Annotated in this window: 17 protein-coding genes; 2 read left to right on the top strand and 15 right to left on the bottom strand. The window is 69.6% G+C overall.

Annotated elements, in window-relative coordinates; all coding sequences use genetic code 11:
* Positions 1–65 precede the first annotated feature (65 nt).
* Together JOB34_RS13060 and JOB34_RS13055 are read left to right on the top strand one after the other, a co-directional pair.
* A complete protein-coding gene (locus JOB34_RS13060) occupies positions 66–2,138 on the top strand; it encodes an MMPL family transporter (protein ID WP_208053122.1) in 2,073 nt (690 codons plus the stop codon).
* A 61-nt stretch (positions 2,139–2,199) separates the two neighbouring features.
* The gene (locus JOB34_RS13055) at positions 2,200–2,655 is read left to right on the top strand and encodes a group II truncated hemoglobin (RefSeq protein WP_208053121.1); all 456 of its coding nucleotides are present in this window, start codon (positions 2,200–2,202) and stop codon (positions 2,653–2,655) included.
* Between the two features lie 458 nt (positions 2,656–3,113).
* On the opposite strand, the gene JOB34_RS13050 is transcribed toward JOB34_RS13055, so the two are convergent.
* The 15 genes from JOB34_RS13050 to JOB34_RS12980 form a co-directional block, all read right to left on the bottom strand.
* Positions 3,114–4,406 carry a D-arabinono-1,4-lactone oxidase gene (locus JOB34_RS13050; RefSeq protein ID WP_208053120.1) on the bottom strand — a complete coding sequence of 431 codons (1,293 nt, stop codon included), beginning with the start codon at positions 4,404–4,406 and terminating at the stop codon, positions 3,114–3,116.
* 137 nt (positions 4,407–4,543) lie between these two features.
* Complete coding sequence (locus tag JOB34_RS13045; RefSeq protein ID WP_347813861.1) at positions 4,544–5,695, bottom strand: amino acid deaminase/aldolase; 1,152 nt, start codon at positions 5,693–5,695, stop codon at positions 4,544–4,546.
* Between the two features lie 61 nt (positions 5,696–5,756).
* A complete protein-coding gene (locus JOB34_RS13040) occupies positions 5,757–6,740 on the bottom strand; it encodes a polyprenyl synthetase family protein (protein WP_347813860.1) in 984 nt (327 codons plus the stop codon).
* 10 nt (positions 6,741–6,750) lie between these two features.
* A complete protein-coding gene (gene nuoN, locus JOB34_RS13035; protein ID WP_208053119.1) occupies positions 6,751–8,298 on the bottom strand; it encodes an NADH-quinone oxidoreductase subunit NuoN in 1,548 nt (515 codons plus the stop codon).
* Entirely contained in the window at positions 8,295–10,073 is a 1,779-nt protein-coding gene (locus tag JOB34_RS13030; RefSeq protein ID WP_208053118.1) for an NADH-quinone oxidoreductase subunit M, read from the bottom strand. Before JOB34_RS13030 ends, nuoN begins: the two co-directional genes overlap by 4 nt.
* Positions 10,073–12,010 carry an NADH-quinone oxidoreductase subunit L gene (nuoL, locus tag JOB34_RS13025; RefSeq protein WP_218884375.1) on the bottom strand — a complete coding sequence of 646 codons (1,938 nt, stop codon included), beginning with the start codon at positions 12,008–12,010 and terminating at the stop codon, positions 10,073–10,075. Before nuoL ends, JOB34_RS13030 begins: the two co-directional genes overlap by 1 nt.
* A gap of 21 nt (positions 12,011–12,031) precedes the next feature.
* On the bottom strand, positions 12,032–12,331 hold the full coding sequence (nuoK, locus tag JOB34_RS13020) for an NADH-quinone oxidoreductase subunit NuoK (protein WP_179482790.1): 300 nt from the start codon (positions 12,329–12,331) through the stop codon (positions 12,032–12,034).
* The gene (locus tag JOB34_RS13015; protein ID WP_208053117.1) at positions 12,328–13,125 is read right to left on the bottom strand and encodes an NADH-quinone oxidoreductase subunit J; all 798 of its coding nucleotides are present in this window, start codon (positions 13,123–13,125) and stop codon (positions 12,328–12,330) included. The genes nuoK and JOB34_RS13015 overlap by 4 nt, the downstream gene beginning before the upstream one ends.
* Positions 13,122–13,904, bottom strand: a complete 783-nt coding sequence (gene nuoI / locus JOB34_RS17645; RefSeq protein ID WP_347813873.1) for an NADH-quinone oxidoreductase subunit NuoI — start codon at positions 13,902–13,904, stop codon at positions 13,122–13,124. The genes JOB34_RS13015 and nuoI overlap by 4 nt, the downstream gene beginning before the upstream one ends.
* Before the next feature lie 58 nt (positions 13,905–13,962).
* Positions 13,963–15,369: an NADH-quinone oxidoreductase subunit NuoH gene (nuoH, locus tag JOB34_RS13005; RefSeq protein ID WP_208053116.1), complete on the bottom strand. Its 1,407-nt coding sequence runs from the start codon at positions 15,367–15,369 to the stop codon at positions 13,963–13,965.
* Entirely contained in the window at positions 15,366–17,867 is a 2,502-nt protein-coding gene (locus tag JOB34_RS13000; RefSeq protein ID WP_208053115.1) for an NADH-quinone oxidoreductase subunit G, read from the bottom strand. The genes nuoH and JOB34_RS13000 overlap by 4 nt, the downstream gene beginning before the upstream one ends.
* A complete protein-coding gene (gene nuoF, locus JOB34_RS12995; RefSeq protein WP_179482798.1) occupies positions 17,864–19,195 on the bottom strand; it encodes an NADH-quinone oxidoreductase subunit NuoF in 1,332 nt (443 codons plus the stop codon). Before nuoF ends, JOB34_RS13000 begins: the two co-directional genes overlap by 4 nt.
* Complete coding sequence (nuoE, locus tag JOB34_RS12990) at positions 19,192–20,037, bottom strand: NADH-quinone oxidoreductase subunit NuoE (RefSeq protein ID WP_208053114.1); 846 nt, start codon at positions 20,035–20,037, stop codon at positions 19,192–19,194. The genes nuoF and nuoE overlap by 4 nt, the downstream gene beginning before the upstream one ends.
* A 100-nt stretch (positions 20,038–20,137) precedes the next feature.
* On the bottom strand, positions 20,138–21,493 hold the full coding sequence (locus JOB34_RS12985; protein WP_208053113.1) for an NADH-quinone oxidoreductase subunit D: 1,356 nt from the start codon (positions 21,491–21,493) through the stop codon (positions 20,138–20,140).
* The gene (locus JOB34_RS12980) at positions 21,490–22,287 is read right to left on the bottom strand and encodes an NADH-quinone oxidoreductase subunit C (RefSeq protein WP_208053112.1); all 798 of its coding nucleotides are present in this window, start codon (positions 22,285–22,287) and stop codon (positions 21,490–21,492) included. Before JOB34_RS12980 ends, JOB34_RS12985 begins: the two co-directional genes overlap by 4 nt.
* Positions 22,288–22,315: the final 28 nt, after the last annotated feature.

Raw genomic sequence — 22,315 nt, 5'->3', positions numbered from 1 at the left:
ATCCTGGACCGCTCGGGCAGACGGCGGCGGCACCAGCGCTCGAGCAGGCACTGCAGGATGGTCCCGTGGTGACTCTGGCGCGCGTGGTGATCGCTCGACGATGGTGGGTCATCGGAGCCTGGATCCTGCTGGTGATCGCCGGCGGGTTCGGCGCCTCGAGGGCGACCGCCAATCTCAGTTTCGACTTCGGGCTGCCGGGTCAGGCGGGTTACCAGACGAACGAGCAGATCGTGCAGACGGTCGGCAACGGTGGTGACAACGCGCCGATCCTGTTGGTGCTGCAAGGAGATTCGCAGAGGTTGACCGCAGCTGACGCTCAACGGGTCGCGAGCGCCGTACGCGCGGCGAGCCCCGGCGTGCGCCTCACCTCATTCGCCGAGTCGCCCCGTCTGCTCTCGCGCGACGGGCACACCGGCGTCGTCCTCGCCTATCCCCGCCCGCGGATCGGGGCGCCCGAGCCGTACGTCGCGGCGCTGCCCACCCTGCAGGGCGTCGCCGCGAAGACCTCCACGTCCGCCGTGAGGGTGACCGTCACGGGCCAGGACGCGCTCAGCCAGGGCGGTGGGGGCGGAGGCGCCGGCGTACTCGCCGAGACCCTCTTCGGTGCGGTCGGCGCGCTGATCGTGCTGGTGCTCGTGTTCCGGTCGTTACTCGCCCTCACGCCGCTCATCATTGCGGCGGGGTCGATCCTCACGACATTCCTGATCGTGTGGGGGCTGACCCAGTTCACCGAGGTCTCGTTCATCGTGCAGTACCTGCTGGCGTTGATCGGGCTCGGTGTGGCCATCGATTACGCGCTGCTCATCGTCACCCGGTGGCGCGAGGAGACCGGCAACGGGCTGTCCAACGACGAGGCGGTGCAGCGAGCGCTGCAGACCGCGGGACGGTCGGTGCTCTTCTCGGGCGTGACGGTGGCGGTGAGCCTGGCCGCGCTGATCGCTCTGCCGGTGCCGTTCCTGCGCAGTGTGGGATTCACCGGTCTGCTCATCCCTGTCATCAGCGTCGCTGCGGCGCTCACCCTGCTGCCGGCGGTGCTGCTGGTCGCGGGGTCGCGACTCACCTGGCCGCACCGTGCGAGCACGGACCCGGCGAGCCGGCTGTGGCACACCGTCGGAGCGGGCGTCGTACGCCACCGCTGGTGGAGCGCCCTCGGCGCGGTCGTCGTGCTGCTCGCGCTGGCCGCGCCCGTGCTCGGGCTGCATCTGGGCTCGCCCACCAACGACTCGCTGGCCTCCACAGGCGGGCCCGCGGGCGCGGCCGTCAGCCGCCTCGAAGCTGCTGGGCTCGGCGCCGGACTCACCCAACCGGTCGAGATCCTCACCACGCCGGGCGGGGCCGCCGGGGTGCGCGCAGCGGTGTCCGATGTCGACGGGGTCGCCGGAGTGGTCTCACCGTCGTCCTGGACGCGAGGCGACGTCACCGTCGTCGACGCGTGGACCCGTGCCGACGCATCGACCGGCGGATCGTCGGTGGCGCACGACATCCGCTCCGCAGCGCGGGGTGCTGGCGCGCGGGTCGGGGGTCAGCCTGCGCAGAACGCCGACTTCATCGACGCCGTCTACGGCAACGCCTGGTGGATCGTGCTCATCATCGTGGTCGTCACGTTCCTGCTGCTCGCGAGGGCGCTGCGCTCCATCGTCCTCCCGCTGAAAGCGTTGCTGCTCAACGTGATCTCGCTCGGCGCGGCGTACGGCGTCACCGTCCTGATCTGGCAGCGAGGGGTGGGTGTGCACCTGCTCTTCGACCAGCAGGCGTCCGGGGCGATCACCGTGTGGGTGCCCATCGCCGTGTTCGCATTCCTCTTCGGCCTGTCGATGGACTACGAGGTGTTCCTCCTCTCACGGATCCGCGAGGAGTACGACGCGGGGCATGACACGGACGCCGCGACGGTCTACGGCGTGGCGCGCACCGGGCGTCTCGTCTCCTCGGCGGCGCTCATCCTCTTCCTGGCGTTCATCTCGCTCTCGCGAGTGCCCACGACCGATGTGAAGATCATGGCCACTGCCCTCGCACTCGGCATCATCATCGACGCGACCATCGTGCGCGGGGTGCTGGCGCCGGCTCTGGTGGCGGGTCTGGGCGCCGCGAACTGGTGGCTGCCCGCCCGACTACGCCCGGCCCGGCACCGCGCGAGCTGACCCGTCTTCGACCCGCTGAATGGGGGTGGTCCCCGCCCAGGTGCGGTGGCACCCTGTGGCGATGGAGACTCTGTACGACGCCGCCGGCGGGACGGTGGGGCTGACCCGGTTGGCACATGCCTGGCACGAGCGCGTGATGGCCGACGAGGTCGTGGCGCATGCCTTCCACCACGGATTCCGGCCCGACCACAGCGAGCGACTCGCGGCGTACTGGGTGGAGGCGCTCGGTGGCCCCCGTGCGTACACCGGGACGTACGGCGACGAGACCTCCGTCGTCCGCCTGCACGCGGGCGAGGGCGAGCACGAAGACATGGACCAGCGAGCGATCGCCTGCTTCGATCAGGCACTCGCCGACACCGGTCTCGCCGGGGACCCGCGCCTCGCCGGTGCCTTGCACGACTACTTCGCGTGGGCCACCACCACGTCCATGGCGAAATACCCGCGCAGCGCGGACGACGTCCCCGACGGTTTGGAGATTCCGCAGTGGACCTGGGACGGCCTGCAGGAATCGCGTTGAGGCACAGGGTTGCTCGCCCGTCCTACTCCTCGACGTAGGGGCCGACGTGTTCGCGAGCACTACTCCCACTGACGCCGAACGCGCGGCTGCGCAGGAAGCGTCTGATGCAGACCGCCGGAGGATTCTTCGACGCGTCGACCATCGCGGTCATGGCGGCGGGCCTGCGCGAGCGCCTCGCCGAAACCCCGGTTGTCAGCGGATCTGTGGCGCCGGCACCACCAGGATGCTGACGATCGTGCGGTCAGTCGAGCCCGCCAGGACCGGCGGGAGATCGGGACGGCGCCCAGGACCGCCGTCTGCCCGCCGTCCGGCGTCGTGTACCCCTCCAGCATCTCTCACGGTCGTGGTCTTGCCGGCGCCGTCGGGTCAGCCATATCGTCAGCATCGCGATCCGTCCGATGCCCGCGCGACACCCGAACGGTCTACTCGGCGTCCACCGATCGGCGGACGTTGAAGACTCAGCCGAGGACGCGCTCGAGGTAGGGGTTGCCGAAGACGCGACTCGGATCGAGCGCGTCGCGCAGCGCGACGAAGTCATCGAATCGTTCGTAGCGCGAACGCAGTTCAGCAACATCCAAGTCGTGCATCTTGCCCCAGTGCGGCCGCGCGTCGTGGTCGCGCAGCATCGACCAGAACGCCTCGAAGTACGCGCGGTGGTCACGTCGGTGGTACTGGTGCACCGCGACGTACCCCGTCTCCCGCCCGTACGCCGTCGACAGCCACAGGTCGTCGGCCGCCGTGAACCGCACCTCGACGGGGAACGGGATCCGCGCGTCGTGCCGGTCGCACCAGGTGCGCAGCTGCCGCAGCAGGTCCGGCACCGCAGCGCGCGGCACGCTGTACTCACTCTCCCGGAAGCGCACCGTGCGGCGGGTCACGAAGACGTCGTACGAGGTGTCGGTGTAGGTGCGCGCCGAGAGCGCCCGGGCGGCGACCTGGTTGGCGGCCGGGGTCAGCCGCGGCACGCGGGTGAGCAGGCGGTTGACGCCCTCGAAGACGGTGTTGGACAGCAGGTCGTCGTCCAGCCGCGCGCGCCACGCGGGCAGGGGGTCGCGGCGCGCGACGTCGGCGACCCTGGTGTTGGTCTTGGTCTGCACCCGATCGGTATGCGGGAACCAGTAGAACTCGAAATGGTCGGCGGCATCGACGGTCTCGTCCAGTGACGCCAACACGCAGTCGAGCACATCCGGCTGCTCGTGTGCCTGCAACAGGAACGACGGGACGCATTGGATCTGCAACGCCGTCACGATCCCGAGCGCGCCGAGCGACAGCGCGACACCGCCCCACTCGGGGTCGTCGTGGTCGTATCGCCGCACCTCACCGTCGGCCGTCACCAGCTCCACTCCGGTGAGCTGACCGGCCAGCCCGGTGTACGCCGCCCCGGTCCCGTGAGTGCCGGTCGAGACCGCCCCGGCGACGGTCTGTCGGTCGATGTCGCCCATGTTCGTGAGCGCGAGGCCCTCCCTGGCGAGCAGCTGCCCGAGCACGTGCAGCGGCGTACCGGCACCGACCCACACCCGCGCCGTCTCGCGGTCGACCGCCCGCACTCCGCTCAGGCGGTCTACCCGCACGAGCACGTCCGTCGCCTCGGCGATCGCGGTGAAGGAGTGGCCCGAGCCGACCACCTTGAGTGCGCCCCCGGAGGCCGCCGTCGTCCGGCACAGCTCCTGCGCGTGCGGCACGTCGCGCACCATCACCTCGGCACGCGGCGTTGCACGCACGGTGCCCGCCCAGTTCGTCCACTCCGCCACCGGTACCTCCTGTGCTCCTCGACCCGTCCCGGACCTGCTGACCCGGCTGAGCTGACGGTGTTCGCGTTCATTGACGCCGTTCGAACGCCGTCGATGAACGCGAACGCCGTCAGCGTGCACCCCGGGGGCGACAGCTGTCAGCCGAAAGTGCGCCCCTCACCTCGGTAGGTCGGCGCGCGCTGCACCACAGCACCGGCGCGCACCAGCAGCAGCTCGTCGAACCGCTCGCACATCTCACCGGCCTTGGCGTAGCGGAACCACACGGGATCGCCCACCCGCAGCGACCGGGCGCCCGGCCCGCGCAGCGGGGTCTGCACCTCCCCCGCGCCCTCCTGCCCGAAGTACGAGAGACCCTGCGGGTGCACCGGTTTCGGTACGCGAGACTTCGACGCCGGACCGGACGCGACGTACCCGCCCGCGAAGGTGACGGCGACGGCGGGCGACGGCTTGCGCACCACGGGCGACACGAAGTACGCGGCCGGCGTCAGGCCGCTGTCGTCGTACGAGTCGAAGAGGGTCGGCGTGAAGAGGCCCGACCCCGCGGCGATCTCGGTCACCGACGGGTCTCGCCGGGTGGCGGCGATGCTGCCGGTTCCCCCGCCGTTGACGAACTCCAGCGACGAGATCTCTGCGACGGCCCGCACGATCTCCGTGCGCCGCGGCAGCAACTGCGCCATCGAGCGGAGCTTCATCGCGCGGACGACACGGCTGCTGTCGGGCACGCCCGCCACCTGGGCCTCGTAGAACATCAGCCCGACCAGCGTCACTCCGGGGGTGTTCGCCACCAGCCGGGCCATTCGGCACACCTCCTGCGTGGTGTGCACGCTGGAGCGGTGCACGCCGAGGTGCAGGCGACCGATCCGCAGCGAGGCGTCCACGTCGATGCACACCCGCAACGGGGTCGTGCCCGCGGCGGCCGCGAGCATCGCCACGTGCTCGGGCAGATCCACCATGAAGGTGACCTGTTCCGCCAGCGACGGCGCCGCCGCCGTATCGGCGATGGTCTCGGTGTCGACCGTGGGATAGCCGACCACCACGTCGCGCACACCGCACGACACCAGCCAGGCGGCCTCGGCGGCGGAGTAGGCGAGCACCCCGGAGAAGCCGGGCGACTCCAGCGCCCGCTCGATCAGCGCACGGCAGCGCACCGACTTGGAGGCCAGCCGCAGCGGCCGCCCTTGCGCCCTCGCCACCATGGCGGCGAGGTTGGCGTCGAACGCGTCGAGGTCGACCACCGCGGTCGGAGCCGCGGGCACCGGCACCGACGACCACAGGTCGCCGCCCGGCACGCCCGACTCCGTCCGGACACGGCCCACCCGCGGTCGGGAGGGTTCGTGCGTGGACACCGGGTCAGACCGTGCGCTCGGCCACGGAGATCGGCAGGGCCCGCAGGGCCTGTACGGCGTCGCCGTCGGGCAGGTCCGCGAGCAGGTCGGCCGCCTGGTTCGCGACGGACATCGTGTGGTCGCGTGCCTGCTGCATGGCCTTGTGCGCCCGCAGCAGACCCAGCGCCTCGTCCAACTCGGCGGGATCGGCGATCGGGCGCGACAGCAGCTGCTGCAGGCGCGCGTCGTCGGGGTCGGCCGAGGATCGCACGTAGAGGACCGGCAGCGTGGTGACGCCCTCGCGCAGGTCGGTGCCGGCCTTCTTGCCGGACTCCTCCTGGTCGGAGGTGATGTCGATCAGGTCGTCGGACAGTTGGAAGACCATGCCGAGCAGCTCGCCGTACCGCACCACACGCTCGATCGTCGCGGCCGGGAGGCCGCTGAAGATCCCGCCGTAGCGCGCTGCCAGGGAGATCAACGAGCCCGTCTTGTCCTCCAGCACCCGCAGGTAGTAGGCCATCGGGTCCTGACCCTCGGGCGCCTGCCGGTCGTCCTCGATCTGTCCTGCGCACAGCCGCACGAAGGTGTCGGCCTGGATCCGCACGGCTTCGGCACCGAGACCGGCGACCAGCTGGGAGGCCCGCCCGAAGAGCAGGTCGCCGATGAGGATCGCGGTGGAGTTGTCGTAGACGACATTGGCCGCGGTCACCCCGCGCCGCAGCGTCGCCTCGTCCATCACGTCGTCGTGGTACAGCGAGGCGAGGTGGGTCAGCTCGACCCCGGCAGCGGCGTCGATAACGCGCTCGTTGCACCCGGTGCCGAGCTCGCTCACGAGCAGGGTCAGCAACGGCCGGAACCGCTTGCCCCCCGCGTCCAGCAGGTGCCGGGAAGCGCCGGCGATGAAAGGCTCGTCGTGCCGCAGCACCTCGCGCAGTCGTTGGTCGACCAGCTCCAGCCCGTCGCTCAACCGTTGGTCGAAGGCGCTGTCGAGGCCGGGTACGACGGTCACTCCGATGACCTCATCGCATGAACTGCGAGTAGTTGTGCGCCATGTCGAGCAGCGGCGTCGGGAAGACGCCGAGGGCCACGGTGAGCACGGCCGCGACGGTCACGGCGATGCCGGTGAGCGCCGACGGGGTGAGCACGACGGTGTCGCCGGTGGGCTCGGAGAAGTACATGAGCACGATGACCCGCACGTAGACGAAGGCGGCGACGGCGCTGAAGATCACACCGATCAGCGCCAGCCAGGTGCCGCCGTGGCCGACGGCAGCGGAGAAGATCGCGTACTTCGCGGTGAAGAGCGAGGTCAGCGGGATTCCGGCGAAGGCGATCATCATCAGCGCCATCAGCGCCGCGACGACCGGACTCGTCTTGCCCAGGCCGGCCCACTGCGACAGGTGAGTCGCCTCGTTACCGCCCGAGCGCACCATCGCGACCAGGGCGAAGGCGGCGATCGTGGCGAACCCGTAGGTGATGACGTAGACGATCGTGCCGGACACCGCCTGCCGGTCGAGCGCGACGACACCGACGAGGATGAAGCCCGCCTGGGTGATCGAGCTGTACGCGAGCAGTCGCTTGATGTCGGTCTGGGTCACCGAGAGCACCGCGCCGACGACCATCGTCAGGATGGCGACGACCACGACGATCGGCTGCCAGTTCCACTTCATCCCGGGGAACGCCACGTAGAAGACACGCAGGAACGCGCCGAACGCCGCGACCTTGGTGCAGGCGGCCATGAAACCGGCCACCGGGGTCGGCGCGCCCTGGTAGGCGTCCGGGGTCCAGGAGTGGAAGGGCACCGCGCCGATCTTGAAGAGCAGGCCGACCGCGACGAGGAAGATGCCGGGGATCAGGATCCCGTCCCGGCCGCTACCGGTCGAGACGGCCGACGCGATCGTGCTGAAGTTCAGCGACCCCGCGTACCCGAAGACGAGGGCGGCACCGAACAGGAAGAACGCCGAGGAGAACGCGCCGAGCAGGAAGTACTTCATGGACGCCTCCTGCGACAGCAGGCGGCGGCGCCGGGCGAGCCCGGTGAGGATGTAGAGCGGCAGCGAGAGCACCTCGAGCGCGATGAAGACCGTCAGGAGGTCACCTGCGGCGGGGAAGAGCATCATGCCGCCGACCGCGAAGAGCACCAGCGGAAAGACCTCGGTGGAGGTCGCGCCGAGGCGCACCGCGTTGGTCTCCATGGGCGACCCGGGCACGGACGCACCGGACTGGGTGAAGGCGTCGATCGAGGAACCGTCGAAGCGCTCCGCCATCACCAGCACGGCGAGGAAGGACAGCACCAGGACGGTGCCCTGGAACATCAGGGCCGGGCCGTCGATGACGACCGATCCCCCGGCGGTGATCGCCTTGTGGTCGCGCGCGCTGAAGATCAGCGTGAGGAACGCGGCAAGCAGCCCGAGCAGCGTGACGGCCACCTGGACGACGTACCGCGACCTGCGCGGCACGAACGCCTCGATGACCACGCCGAGCATGGCGACGCCGAAGATCACCAGCATCGGTACGACGGCGGCGTACTCGATCTTGGTCTGGGAGAAGCCGGTGGCGGCGGCGATCACTTCGAGTTCACCTGACTAGTCGGGACGCTGGGCGCCGGGTCGTGCATCTGGACCAGATTCATCGTGGCGTTCGTGGCGGGACGCAGCACGTCGAGCACCGGCTTGGGGTAGAAGCCCAGCGCGACGATGATCGCCACGAGGACACCCGCGACGACCCGCTCCCGCAGGTCGAGGTCGGGTACGACGAGCACCCGCCCACGCGCAGCGGTGTGACCCGTCGACGCGTGGCCGGCGGCGTGGGCACCGTGCTGGTCGTCGCCCTCGTCGGACGCGGCGTACTCGCCGTGCTCACTGTGCACCGAGGCGTGCGGGCCGTCGGCCTGACCGGCCTGGGTCGCGACGCTGCCGCCACCGGCGGGCACGAGTTCGCCTGAGCGACCGTCGCCTCCGCCGTGTTCTCCAGGCTCACCCTCTCCCGCCTCGTGCGCCAGCGGCGCCGGTCCGGTGAAGATGTTCTTGTAGAGCAGCAGCACGTAGAGCGCGGCCAGGATGACGCCGACGGCGGCGACACCACCGGCGACCTTGTAGCGCTGGAAGGTGCCGACCATCACCAGGAACTCGGAGATGAACGAGTTCATACCGGGCAGCGACAGCGCGGACAGTCCGGCGATCAGCATCACGCCGGCGAGCACCGGGGTGACCCGCTGCCAGCCGCCGTAGTCGCGGATGTCGCGGCTCTTGCCGCGCACGACGAGGAAGCCGCCGAAGAGGAAGAGCGCCGCGGTGGTGAAGCCGTGGTTGACCATGTAGAGGTCCGACCCGGCCTCGGACGTGCTCGTCATCGCGAAGATGCCGAGCACGATGAAGCCGAAGTGGCTGATCGAGGTGTAGGCGATCAACCGCATGATGTCGGTCTGCCCGATCGCGACCAGCGCGCCGTAGATGATCGAGATCAGCGCCAGCACGATGATCACCGGCGTGGCCCACTTGCTGGCCTCGGGGAACAGCTGCAGGCAGAACCGGATCATCCCGAAGGTGCCGACCTTGTCGAGCACGCCGACGAGGAGTACGGCGGTCGCGGGGCGGCTCTCGGACGCGGCGTCGGGCAGCCAGGTGTGCACCGGCCACATCGGCGCCTTCACCGCGAACGCGAAGAAGAAGCCGAGGAAGAGCCAGCGACCGGGCCAGGTGCCGAGGTGCAGCCCGGTGAGGTTGGACAGCAGGAAGCCCTGGTGCCCGCCCGGACCGTAGTTGTAGAGCGCGATGACGGCGATCAGCATCACGAAGCCGCCGAGCAGGCTGAAGAGCAGGAACTTCACCGCGGCGTACTGCCGGCGGGCGCCGCCGTAGGACCCGATCAGGAAGTAGACCGGGATCAGCATCGCCTCGAAGAAGACGTAGAAGAGGAAGACGTCGGTAGCGGAGAAGACCCCGACCATGAACGTCTCCAGCACCAGCATCAGCGCGAAGTAGTTCTGCATCCGGCGGGTGCCGTCGGCGGGCACGTCGCGCCACGCCGCGAGCAGCGAGACGGGCACGAGCACCAGGCTCATCAGGATCAGCGCGAGCGCGAGCCCGTCGATGCCGACCTGGTAGGAGACACCGAACTGGCGGATCCACTCGTGCGTCTCGACGAACTGGAACTGGTGGTCGGTAGTCCCGGTCTTGAACTGCGTCCACATCGCGATGCCGACCACGAGCGCGGCCAGCGAGCCGACCAGGGCGACCGGACGAGCCGCCCGACCCGCGACGCCCGTGGGCAGCGCGAACACGACGACCGCGGTCACCAGCGGGATCAGGCCGAGCACCGTCAGCCAGGGAAAGCTCGAAGTCATCACTGCACCACCCAGACCACGCCGAGGATCGCGACGACGCCCACCAGCATGGTGAGGGCGTACGACCGCACGAAACCGTTCTGTGCCCGCTTGACCCGGGCCGACGTACCGCCGATCGCGGCCGCCAGACCACCCGAGGCGCCGTCGACGCCGCGGTTGTCGGCGAAGACCAGGGCGCGCGTCAGGTACAGGCCCGGGCGCTGGAACACCGCCTCGTTGAGGTCGTCCTGTCCGAGGTCGCGCCGCGCGGCCTGGGTCACGAGCGACCCGACCGGTGGAGTGACCGGCACCTCGTCACGCCAGTAGCGCAACCAGGCGAGCGCGACACCGGCGGCGACCAGCAGGAAGGTGATCACCATCAACAGGGCGGAGGGGATCTTGGGGTCTCCTTCGGTGTGGCCGGTGACCGGCTCCAGCCAGTGCTGGATGATGCCGGTCGGACCGAGGATGAGGCCGAGGAACGCCGACCCGACGGCCAGAATCATCATCGGGACGGTCATCGTCAGCGGGGACTCATGCGGGTGCACGTCGTCGGTCCAGCGGCGCTTGCCGTGGAAGACCATGAAGAACAGCCGCGACATGTAGAACGCGGTGATGCCGGCGGCGATCAACGCTGTGAGGCCGAACACCCAGGGGCGCCAGCCGTCTCCGACGAATGCCGCTTCGATGATCTTGTCCTTCGACCAGAACCCCGACAGCAGCGGGAAGCCGATGATCGCGAGAAAGCCGAGCCCGAAGGTCACCCAGGTGATCCTCATGACCGCTGAAAGTCCGCCGAAGCGGCGCATGTCGACCTGGTCGTTCATCCCGTGCATCACCGATCCGGCGCCGAGGAACATGCCGGCCTTGAAGAAGCCGTGGGTCAACAGGTGGAAGATCGCGAAGACGTAGCCGACCGGGCCGAGCCCGGCGGCCAGGATCATGTAGCCGATCTGGCTCATCGTGGAGGCGGCGAGCGCCTTCTTCATGTCGTCCTTGGCGCACCCGACGATCGCACCGAACATCAGCGTGATCGCCCCGACGATGCAGACCGCGAGGCGCGCGTTCGGCGCCGCGTCGAAGATGACGTGGCTGCGCACGATCAGGTAGACGCCGGCGGTGACCATCGTCGCGGCGTGGATCAGCGCGGACACCGGCGTGGGGCCCGCCATCGCGTCGCCCAGCCAGGACTGCAGCGGGAACTGCGCGGACTTGCCGCAGGCCCCGACGAGCAGGAAGAGGCCCATCCAGGTCAGCGAGGTCTGGCTGGCGTGCGGCGCCGCGGCGAAGACGCCGTTGAAGTCGAGCCGACCGAAGGTCAGGTACATGGTGAAGAGCGCCAGCAGCATGCCGAGGTCGCCGACGCGGTTGACCACGAACGCCTTGTTGGCGGCCGTCGCGTAGGCCGGGTTCCAGTTCCAGAAGCCGATGAGCAGGTACGACGCGAGGCCGACACCCTCCCAGCCGACGAAGAGGCCCACGAAGGAGTCCGCCAGCACCAGCGTCAGCATCGCGGCGACGAACAGGTTCAGGTAGGCGAAGAACCTGCGGCGATCCGGATCGTGCTCCATGTAACCCAGGGAGTACACGTGGATCAACGTGCCGACGAAGGTGATCAGCATGACGAAGGTCAGCGACAGCTGGTCGACGCGCAGCCCGGCCGCGAGGTGCAGCGAGCTGGTGTCGATCCAGTCGAAGAGGTGCACGTCGCTCTTCAGCCCGCGGTCCTGCGTCGACATGCCGCGGGTGTGCAGCAGCATGATCAGGCCGAGCACGAACGAGGCCCCGGACAGGCAGACCGCGAGCAGCGGTCCGACCTTGTCCAGCGCCTTGCCGCCGACCATCAGCAGAGCGGCACCGAGCAGCGGCAGCGCGATGACCAGCCACGCGTACTGGTTGATCCCGGTGGCGGCGGTTGTGACCGCGCCGGGATCGGACGAGGGAAGACTCCCCACCAAGGACAGCAAGAGCAGGCTCCCTTACAACTTCAACAGGTTCGCGTCGTCGACCGAGGCCGACCGGCGAGCACGGAAGATGGACATGATGATCGCCAGACCGACGACGACCTCGGCGGCGGCCACGACCATCACGAACAACGCGATGACCTGACCCTCCAGCGAGCCGTACATCCGGGCGAAGGTCACGAACATCAGGTTGGCGGCGTTGAGCATCAGCTCAACGCCCATGAAGACGATGATGGCGTTACGCCGCAGCAGCACCGTTGCGGAGCCGATGCTGAAGAGCACCACCGACAGGTACAGGTAGACCTCGACACTCATCGCTGCTCCCCTCGGTTGGCCTCGGACATGTCGCCGGCCTCGGTCGCGATCTCCTTGCTGACCGCGACCTGCTTGCCGGCGCCGAGGACCTGGCCGCGGGCCTTGAGCACCCGGTTGATCGACAGGTCGCTGGGGCTGCCGTCGGGCAGCAGCGCCGGGGTGTCCACGGCGTTGTGCTGCGCGTAGACACCGGGCGCCGGCAGACCGGCCACGTTGACGCCCTCGCGGACGCGTCGGCGCGACCAGTCGGCCTGGCTGGCCTTCGGGGTGAGCCGCTCGCGGTGGGCGAGCAGCATCGCGCCGATCGCCGCGGTGATGAGCAGCGCGGAGGTGACCTCGAAGGCCCACACGTACCGGCCGAAGATCAGTTGCGCGATACCGCCGACGTTGCCGCCCTGCGCGGCGTTCGCGGCGTCCAGGCCCTTGCTACTGGCGAACGTCGCCCTGCTGACACCGGAGACCAGCAGCGCGATGAGCGCGAGGGACAGCAGCAGCCCGGCCGCTTTCTGTCCTCGGATGGTCTCCACGAGGGAGTCGGAGGAGTCGACGCCGACGAGCATGACGACGAAGAGGAAGAGCATCATCACCGCGCCGGAGTAGACGAAGATCTGGATGATCCCCAGGAACTCGGCCTGCTCGGCGATGTAGAAGACGCCGAGCATGATCATGCACAGCGCCATGCCCATGGCTGCGTGCACAGCCTTGCGCGCGAAGAGCAGTGCGAGGGCGCCGACCACGGACAGCGGTGCGCCGAAGAAGAACAGCGTGGACTCAGCCCCGCCCAGGTGCATCATTTCTTGGTCTCCGAGTCGAGCAGGGCGCGGTCCATCGGACCGTCGCCGTCCGGTCCCTTGTCGGGTCCGCCCTGAGCCACCGGCCGACGCGGTCCGCCCCCCGGACCGTGGGTCTGGTCGGGGCCGCGGTCCTCGAACGCGACGTTGGGCTCGCCGGTGACGGAGCCGGACTCCGACGGGGTGCCCTCGTCGCGCGTCGCCGGGTCGAACTCGTCCTGCCGGGCGGCGGCGTGGTGGTCGGCGTTCTGCTCGACCCAGTCGCGCTGCGCGGGGGTGGCCCCGTCGACCTTGCCCTGGTAGTAGTCGCGCTCCTCCATGCCTTCGACCATCGGGTGGGGCGCGGGCAGCATCCCCTGCTGGATCGGGGCGAGAAGCTGGTCCTTGGTGAAGATCAGGTCGGCGCGGTTGTTGTCGGCCAGTTCGTACTCGTTGGTCATCGTGAGCGCGCGCGTCGGGCACGCCTCGATGCACAGCCCGCAGAAGATGCAGCGCAGGTAGTTGATCTGGTAGAGGCGGCCGTACCGCTCACCGGGTGAGAAGCGCTCCCCCGTGGCGTCCACGTTGTTCGCGCCCTCGACGAGGATCGCGTCCGCCGGGCAGGCCCAGGCGCACAGCTCGCAGCCGACGCACTTCTCCAGCCCGTCCGGGTGCCTGTTCAGCTGATGGCGGCCGTGGAAGCGCGGCTGGGTGGGCCGCTTCTCCTCGGGGTACTCCTCGGTCGCCACCTTGCGGAACATCGTCGAGAAGGTGACACCGAAACCGGCGACCCCGGCGAAGATGCCGGGCCGTTCGGGCTTGGAGGGCGGCGCGCTCGCGTGCGCGCCGTGGGTCTTCTTGTCAGCCACGGGGTTCCTTCTGACGTACGTCGTCTTCTCGGCTGGACTCGCGCGTCACCCGGGGGCCGGACGCGGCGGTGAGGACAGGCATCGGCTCGACCAGGCGCTGCCCGGGGAGCGGTGGCACCGGGTGCCCACCCGCGAACGGGTCGACCTCGTCGGGCACCTGCGTACGGTCGGCGGCTTCCTGCCGTCGTGCGGCGCCGGCGTCCCAGATCCACGCCGCCGCGAGCACGAGCACGGCGGTCGCCGCGATCACGATCAGGGTCGCGCGGTGGATGTTGCGGCCGAACAGGCTCACCTGCGTCTCACCGAGGAAACCGGCGTTCGAGGCGCGGATGAAGGCGATGACGACCACCCAGACCAGGGTGCTCGGGATCATCAGTTTCCAGCCCAGCTTCATGAACTGGTCGTAGCGCACCCGCGGCAGGGAGCCGCGCAGCCACACGAAGAAGAACATGAAGATCCACAGCTTGATGACGAACCAGAGGACGCCCCACCAGCCGTGGTTGAACAGGCCGCCGTCGATGGCCGCGATCCCCGGAGGGGCCTGCCAGCCGCCCAGGAAGAGGGTGGTGGCGAGCGCGGAGACGGTGAACATGTTGACGTACTCGCCGAGGAAGAACATCGCGAACTTCAGCGAGGAGTACTCGGTGTGGAAACCACCGGTGAGCTCGCCCTCGCCCTCGGCGAGGTCGAACGGCAGTCGGTTGGTCTCGCCGACCATCGTCACCACGTAGATGATGAAGGAGAAGAACGCCGGGATGATGTACCAGACCCCGTGGCCCTGGGCCAGCACGATCTGGCTGGTCGACATCGAGCCCGCGTAGAGGAAGACCGCGACGAGCGCGAGGCCCATGGCGATCTCGTATGAGATCACCTGGGCGCTGGAGCGCAGCCCGCCGAGCAGGGGGTAGGTCGAGCCGCTGGACCAGCCGGCGAGCACGATGCCGTAGACGCCGACGCCGGCGACCGCGAGCACCAGCAGCACCGCGACGGGGGTGTCGGTCAGCTGCAGCGGCGTGTAGTGGCCGAACATCCACACGTTGCCCGAGACGGGGATGATCGCGAACGAGACGAACGCCATGGCGCCGGCGATGATCGGCGCGATGATGAACATCAGCTTGTCGGCGTTCTTGGGGGTCAGGTCCTCCTTGAGGGCCAGCTTCACCCCGTCCGCCAGCGTCTGCAGCAACCCGAACGGGCCGACCCGGTTGGGGCCGGGGCGCTGCTGCATGCGGCCGATGACGCGTCGTTCGAACCAGATCACCAGCAGCGTCTGGACGAGCAGGAAGACGAAGAGGAGCACCGCCTTGATCAGCGACAGCCACCAGGGCGTGTCGCTGAAGTCCGCGGCCGGCGTGCCGGTGGCGGCCGCCAGACCCGAGAGATGACCCAGCTGCGTCATACCTGCACCTCCGTGCGGCGTCCGAGGGAGACCAGGTCGCCCGCATCGGCGTGCAGCGTTGCACGCACGGCGCTGCCGGCCGAGTTGGTGGGCAGCCAGACGACGTGGTCGGGCATGTCGGTCACGGCGACGGGGGCGCTGATCGCGCCCGCGCGGGTGCTCACCGTGAGCTGGTCACCCTCGTGTACGCCGACCGCCTCCGCGGTGGCCGCGGACAGGCGCGCCGTCGCGATGGGCGCGGTGCCGGCCAGGAACGGCTCACCGTCCTGCATCCGGCCGCGGTCCAGCAGGTGCGACCAGGTCGCGAGCACGGCCTGTCCGACGAGCGGTCGCGGCACGCCGGCGGCGCGGACGCGCGGGGCTGCGGGGCGGGCGCCGGTCCACGGACCGAGCTCCTGCATCTCCTCGCGGATCTGCTCGGTGGTGCGGGTGCCGAGGAACTCCCCCAGCTCGCCGGCGAGCAGGTCGAGCACGCGGTAGTCGCTCATCGCCAGGCTCTCGATGGCGCGCTCGAAGGGCCGCACGCGACCTTCCCAGTCGACGTACATGCCGGTCTTCTCCTGCTGCGGAGCGACCGGGAAGACCACGTCGGCGTCCTGCGTCACCGCGCTGGCGCGGATCTCCAGGCTCACCGTGAAGGCCCGGCGGACCGCTTCGGTCGCGAGGGCCGGGTCGGGCAGGTCGCCGGTGTCGACACCGCCGATGACCAGACCGGCCAGCTCACCGGACGCTGCCGCGGCGAGCATGGCGGCCGTGTCGCGGCCGGCACCGGCCGGGAGGTCGGCGCCCCACACCGTGCCGACCTGGGACCGCGCGGCCTCGTCGTCGACCGGGCGACCGCCGGGGAGCAGGTTGGACAGTGCGCCGACCTCGAGCGCGCCGCGCTCACCGGCGCGACGGGGCACCCATGCGATGCGGGCACCCTTGCGGTCGGCGAGCCGCAGTGCGGCCGAGAGGGCACCTGGGACGGTTGCCAGTCGTTCACCCACCAGGATGATCGAGTCACCAGTCAGCTGTGCGCCGTGCTCGGCGAGCTCACCGGTCGTGGCGCTCAGCGCCTCGACGACCTCGGCCTCGGTGCCGGGGGCGGCCTGGATCAGCACGCCGCCCATCTTGGCCAGGCCGCGGGTCGCGAACGGCGCCACCGACAGCACGGCGGCCATGCCCTTGCGGGAGGCCTTGCGCAGCCGCAGGAAGATCATCGGCGACTCCTCCTCGGGCTCCAGCCCGAGCAGGAGGACGGACGACGCGTGCTCCAGGTCCTCGTACGTCACGGCACCGGGCGCACCCGGTCCGGTAGTGGCGACACCGTGAGCGAGGAACGCCGCCTCCTCGGCCGAGTGCGGTCGGGCACGGAAGTCGACGTCGTTGGTGCCGAGCACGAGACGCGCGAACTTGCCGTAGGCATAGGCATCCTCGGCACTGATGCGGCCGCCGGTGAGGACACCGACACCGCCGTGCTCACGTGCCGCGGACAGTCCCGCGGCAGCGGCTTCGAGGGCCTCGGGCCATCCGGCGACCCGCAGCTCACCGTCGGCTCCACGCACGAGCGGCGACTGCAGACGGTCGGCGGCGTCGGCGTATGTGAACGCCCAGCGGCCCTTGTCGCAGTTCCACTCCTCGTTGACGGCCGGGTCGAGCAGCGCCATCCGGCGCAGCACGTGGCCGCGGCGGGTGTCGGTGCGGGTCGCGCAACCGCTGGCGCAGTGCTCGCAGACGCTCGGCGTCGAGACCAGGTCGAACGGGCGGGACCGGAAGCGGTACGCCGCGCCGGTGAGCGCGCCGACCGGGCAGATCTGGACGGTGTTGCCGGAGAAGTAGGACTCGAACGGCTTCTCCTCGTAGATGCCGACCTGCTGCAGCGCGCCGCGCTCGATCAACGCGATGAACGGGTCGCCGGCGATCTGGTCGGAGAACCGGGTGCACCGGGCGCACAGCACGCAGCGCTCACGGTCCAGCAGCACCTGGGAGGAGATGTTGATCGGCTTGGGGTAGGTGCGCTTGACGTCGTCGAAGCGGCTGCGCGGGCGACCGTTGCTGATGGCCTGGTTCTGCAGCGGGCACTCCCCACCCTTGTCGCAGACCGGGCAGTCCAGCGGGTGGTTGATGAGCAGCAGCTCCATCACGCCCTGCTGCGCCTTGTCGGCGACCTGGGAGGTGTGCTGGGTGCGCACGTCCATGCCCTCGGTCGCCTCGAGCGTGCAGGAGGCCTGCGGCTTGGGCATCGGGCGCATCGAGCCGTCCGGGCCCTTGGTGGACACGTCGACCAGGCACTGGCGGCAGGCGCCGACCGGGTCCAGCAGCGGGTGGTCGCAGAAGCGCGGCACCTGGATGCCGACCTGCTCCGCCGCGCGGATCACCAGGGTGCCCTTGGGCACGCTCACGGGGACGCCGTCGACCGTCAGGCTGACAGCGTCGGGCGCCGTGGGCGCAGGGCTGGCGTTCCCACCCTTGTCGACGGCGTTGCCGCCGCCGGCGGGCGAGGTGAGTGTCGTCATACGGACACGGCCTCCTTGATCTCTCGGGCGGGAACGTCGAACAGGACGGAGCGCTCCGGCGGGAAGGCCTCCCACCAGGGGGTGTGCGTGCCGGCTTCGAACTCCTCGCGGAAGTAGTGCACCGCGGAGGTCACCGGGCTGGTGGCACCGTCGCCGAGCGCGCAGAAGCTGCGGCCCAGGATGTTGTCACAGATGTCGACCAGCTTGTCGATGTCCTCGGTCGTGCCCTGCCCGTGCTCCAGGCGCGTAAGGATCTGCTTCAGCCAGAAGGTGCCCTCACGGCACGGCGTGCACTTGCCGCAGGACTCGTGCGCGTAGAAGTCGATCCACCGGCTGACGGCGCGGACCACCGACACCGACTCGTCGAAGATCTGCAGCGCGCGGGTGCCGAGCATGGAGCCCGCGGCCGCGACCGACTCGAAGTCCAGCGGCACGTCGAGGTGCTCGTCGGTGAAGATCGGCGTGGACGAGCCGCCGGGGGTCCAGAACTTCAGCTTCGCGCCGTTCCGCATACCGCCGGCCATGTCGAGCAGCTCGCGCAGCGTGATGCCGAGCGGCGCCTCGTACTGGCCCGGCCGGGTGACGTGCCCGGAGAGGCTGAAGATGCCGTAGCCCTTGGACTTGTCGGTGCCCATCGCGGAGAACCAGTCGGCGCCGTGCAGCACGATCGAGGGCACCGAGGCGATGGACTCCACGTTGTTGACCACGGTCGGGCGGGCGTAGAGGCCCTCGACGGCGGGGAACGGCGGCTTGAGACGCGGCTGACCGCGCCGGCCCTCCAGGGAGTCCAGCAGCGCGGTCTCCTCGCCGCAGATGTACGCGCCGGCGCCGGCGTGCACGGTGACGTCCAGGTCGTAACCGGTGCCGTGGATGTCCTTGCCCAGGTGACCCGCGGCGTACGCCTCCTCGACCGCCTTCAGCAGCCGGCGGTAGACGTGCACGAGCTCACCGCGCAGGTAGATGAACGCGTGGTGGCAGCCGATCGCGAACGACGTGATCGCGACACCCTCGATGAGGAAGTGCGGCGCCGCGAGCATCAGCGGGGTGTCCTTGCAGGTGCCCGGCTCTGACTCGTCGGCGTTGACCACGAGGTAGCGGGGTCCGCCGTCCGGCTTGGGCAGGAAGCCCCACTTCATGCCGGTCGGGAAGCCCGCGCCGCCACGGCCGCGCAGACCGGAGGACTTGGTCGCGTCGACCAGCTCCTCCTGGGTCATCGTCAGGGCCTTGTCGAGCGCCTGGTAGCCCTCGTAGCGCAGGTAGGTGTCCATCGTCCAGCTCTGGGGCTCATCCCAGAAGCGGGTCAGGATCGGTGTCAGCGGAGTACTCATTTGTCGCCCGCCTTCTCGCCGGCCTTGCTGTCGGCGGGGTTCGCTGGGGTGTCGGTGGAGCCTGCCAGGCCCGGTGCCGGTGCGTCGGCGGGGCTCTCGGCATCTGAGTCGCCCCGGATCTCACCGGAGGACGCGTACGGGTCGAAGCCGTCGGCCTTGGCGAGGCGCAGTCCCTCCAGGGACGGCCCGCCGGCGCCGACACCCTCGTCGGCCAGTCCGTCGTTGAAGCCTGCCAGCACCCGGGAGACGTGCTTAAAGCTGCACACCTTCGAGGCTCCCCGGGTGGGGCGCACCTCCTTGCCGGCGCGCAGGTCGTCGACCAGCTGCGTCGCCGAGGCGGGCGTCTGGTTGTCGATGAACTCCCAGTTGGCCATCACCACGGGCGCGTAGTCGCACGCGGCGTTGCACTCGACCCGCTCAAGGGTGACCTTGCCGTCCGGGGTCGTCTCGTCGTGCCCGATCCCGAGGTGCTCGCTCAGCGTGTCGAAGATCAGGTCGCCGCCCATCACCGCGCAGAGCGTGTTGGTGCAGACGCCTACGGTGTACTCGCCGTTCGGGTGGCGCTTGTACTGGGTGTAGAACGTCGCCACGCCGCTGACCTCGGCATCGGTCAGCTCCAGCTTCTCGGCGCAGAACGTCACGCCGCGGCCGGTCACGTAGCCGTCGACGCTCTGGATCAGGTGCAGCAGCGGCAGCAGCGCCGAGCGCTTCTGCGGGTAGCGCGCCACCACCAGGTCGGCGTCGGCGTGCAGGGAGCGCAGCGTCTCCTCGTCGTACGGCGTCTCACTGGCGTGCAGCGGCGTCAGCTCGTGGAACGGAGCCTCCACATGTGCGTCGGTCATCTATCGACACCACCCATCACTGATTCCCCACGAAGTTCTCCTCCGCTGCGCTCCCCCGATACTTCGCGGGGACCCTGATATGCCTGGACCGCAGTGATTCTCATCTGTCCACGCCTCCCATCACAGGATCGATGGAGGCGACGGCCACGATGACGTCGGCGACCGAGCCGCCTTCCGCCATCACGGCGACCGCCTGCAGGTTGTTGAACGACGGGTCGCGGAAGTGAGCCCGGTAGGGACGGGTCGCGCCGTCGGAGACGATGTGGCAGCCGAGCTCGCCCTTGGCGCTCTCGATCGCGGCGTACGTCTGACCCGGCGGGACGCGGAATCCCTCGGTCACCAGCTTGAAGTGGTGGATGAGCGACTCCATCGACTCGCCCATGATCTCGCGGATGTGATCAAGGCTGTTGCCCTGGCCGTCCGAGCCGACCGAGAGCTGCGCCGGCCACGCGATCTTCTTGTCCGCGACCATGACGGGCCCCGGCTCCGCATCGAGGCGTTCCAAGCACTGTTCGACGATCCGCAGCGACTGGTGCATCTCGTCGATACGCACCCGCAGTCGGCCGTAGGCGTCGCAGGTGTCGCGCGTCGGGATGTCGAAGTCGTAGGTCTCGTAGCCGCAGTACGGATCGGCCTTGCGCAGGTCGTAGGGCAGACCGGCCGCGCGCAGGATCGGACCGGTGGCGCCCAGGGCGATGCACCCGGTGAGGTCGAGGTATCCGACGCCGACGGTGCGGCCCTTGAGGATCGGGTTCTCGTTGATCAACGCCTCGAGCTCGCCGATGCCGCGCCGGATGTCGGGGATCATCGCCCGCACCTGGTCCGTGGTGCCGGCGGGGATGTCCTGTGCCACGCCGCCGGGGCGGACGTAGGCGTGGTTCATACGCAGTCCGGTGACGGCCTCGAAGACCTGCAGGATGCGCTCGCGCTCACGGAAGCCGATGGTCATGACCGTGGTCGCGCCCATCTCCATGCCGCCGGTCGCGAGGGCCACGAGGTGTGAGCCCATCCGGTTCAGTTCCATCATCATCACGCGGATGACGCTGGCCCGGGCCGGGATCTGATCGGTGATGCCGAGCGCCTTCTCCACCGCGAGGCAGTAGGCCGTCTCGTTGTGGATCGGCACCAGGTAGTCCATCCGGGTGCAGAAGGTCACGCCCTGGGTCCAGGTGCGGAACTCCATGTTCTTCTCGATGCCCGTGTGCAGGTATCCGATGCCGGCCCGCGCCTCGGTGACGGTCTCGCCGTCCAGTTCGAGGATGAGCCGAAGCACGCCGTGGGTCGACGGGTGCTGCGGACCCATGTTGACCACGATGCGCTCCTCGTGCAGCGCCGCGGCCTCGTCGACCAGGTCGTCCCAGTCGCCGCCGACCGCGTTGAGCACGGGCGTGGTGTCGTCGACTCCGTCGTCGGGAGTCGTCGCGCCGAAGGCGTCTTGCTCGGTGGTGGTACTCATCGGTAGGACCTCCGCGTGTCCGGGGGCGGCACGGTGGCGCCCTTGTACTCCACCGGGATTCCGCCCAGCGGGTAGTCCTTGCGTTGCGGGTGACCCGGCCAGTCGTCCGGCATCAGGATCCGGGTGAGAGCGGGGTGACCATCGAAGATGATGCCGAACATGTCCCAGGCCTCGCGTTCGTGCCAGTCGGCACTGGGGTAGGTCGAGACGATGCTGGGGATGTGCGGGTCGCCGTCGGCGACGCCGACCTCGATACGGATGCGTCTGCTGTTGTTGGTGATCGACAGGAAGTGGTAAACGGCGTGCAGCTCGGCGCCGATCTCCTGCGGGTAGTGCACCCCGGAGACGCTGAGGCACATCTCGAAGCGCAGCCGGGGTTCGTCGCGCAGTGCGCGGGCGACCGCGGGCAGGTGCTCCCGACGTACGTACAGCGTCAGTTCGCCGTGCGAGACCACGGTGCGCTCGACCGCCGCGTCGTACGACGAGTCCACGTCCCGCAACGCTGTGCCCAGCGCGTCGGCCACCAGGTCGAAGTAGCCGCCGAACGGTCGCTCGGTGTTGCCCGGGAAGAGCACCGGCCGTTGCAGGCCGCCGTACCCGGTCGTGTCGTTGCCGAGCGACGAGCCGAACATGCCCTCGCGCTGGGCCACGACCACCGGATCGTCGTCGTGCTGCTCGCGCGGCTGGACCGCGCCCTCCTGGTCGGCCGTCGTCCGGTCGACGGGGCCGCCGGACGGCTCCTTCACCGGTCCGGTCGCGGGGTTGCCGGCGACCGGCTTCGCGTCGTCACTCATCAGGCCGTACCCCCTGGGCGCGATTCCG

It is taken from the genome of Allobranchiibius sp. GilTou38, from assembly GCF_017565325.1.
Lineage (GTDB): Bacteria > Actinomycetota > Actinomycetes > Actinomycetales > Dermatophilaceae > Allobranchiibius > Allobranchiibius huperziae.
This window is presented reverse-complemented; position numbering and strand designations above follow the sequence as displayed.

Bases quoted from the DNA above. Each gene is read 5' to 3' on its own strand.
- JOB34_RS12980 (WP_208053112.1), bottom strand. From the start codon at position 22,287: ATGAGTGACGACGCGAAGCCGGTCGCCGGCAACCCCGCGACCGGACCG.
- nuoE (WP_208053114.1), bottom strand. From the start codon at position 20,037: ATGACCGACGCACATGTGGAGGCTCCGTTCCACGAGCTGACGCCGCTG.
- JOB34_RS13030 (WP_208053118.1), bottom strand. From the start codon at position 10,073: ATGACTTCGAGCTTTCCCTGGCTGACGGTGCTCGGCCTGATCCCGCTG.
- JOB34_RS13015 (WP_208053117.1), bottom strand. From the start codon at position 13,125: ATGATGCACCTGGGCGGGGCTGAGTCCACGCTGTTCTTCTTCGGCGCA.
- nuoF (WP_179482798.1), bottom strand. From the start codon at position 19,195: ATGAGTACTCCGCTGACACCGATCCTGACCCGCTTCTGGGATGAGCCC.
- nuoH (WP_208053116.1), bottom strand. From the start codon at position 15,369: ATGACGCAGCTGGGTCATCTCTCGGGTCTGGCGGCCGCCACCGGCACG.
- JOB34_RS12985 (WP_208053113.1), bottom strand. From the start codon at position 21,493: ATGAGTACCACCACCGAGCAAGACGCCTTCGGCGCGACGACTCCCGAC.
- nuoK (WP_179482790.1), bottom strand. From the start codon at position 12,331: ATGAGTGTCGAGGTCTACCTGTACCTGTCGGTGGTGCTCTTCAGCATC.
- JOB34_RS13000 (WP_208053115.1), bottom strand. From the start codon at position 17,867: ATGACGACACTCACCTCGCCCGCCGGCGGCGGCAACGCCGTCGACAAG.
- JOB34_RS13055 (WP_208053121.1), top strand. From the start codon at position 2,200: ATGGAGACTCTGTACGACGCCGCCGGCGGGACGGTGGGGCTGACCCGG.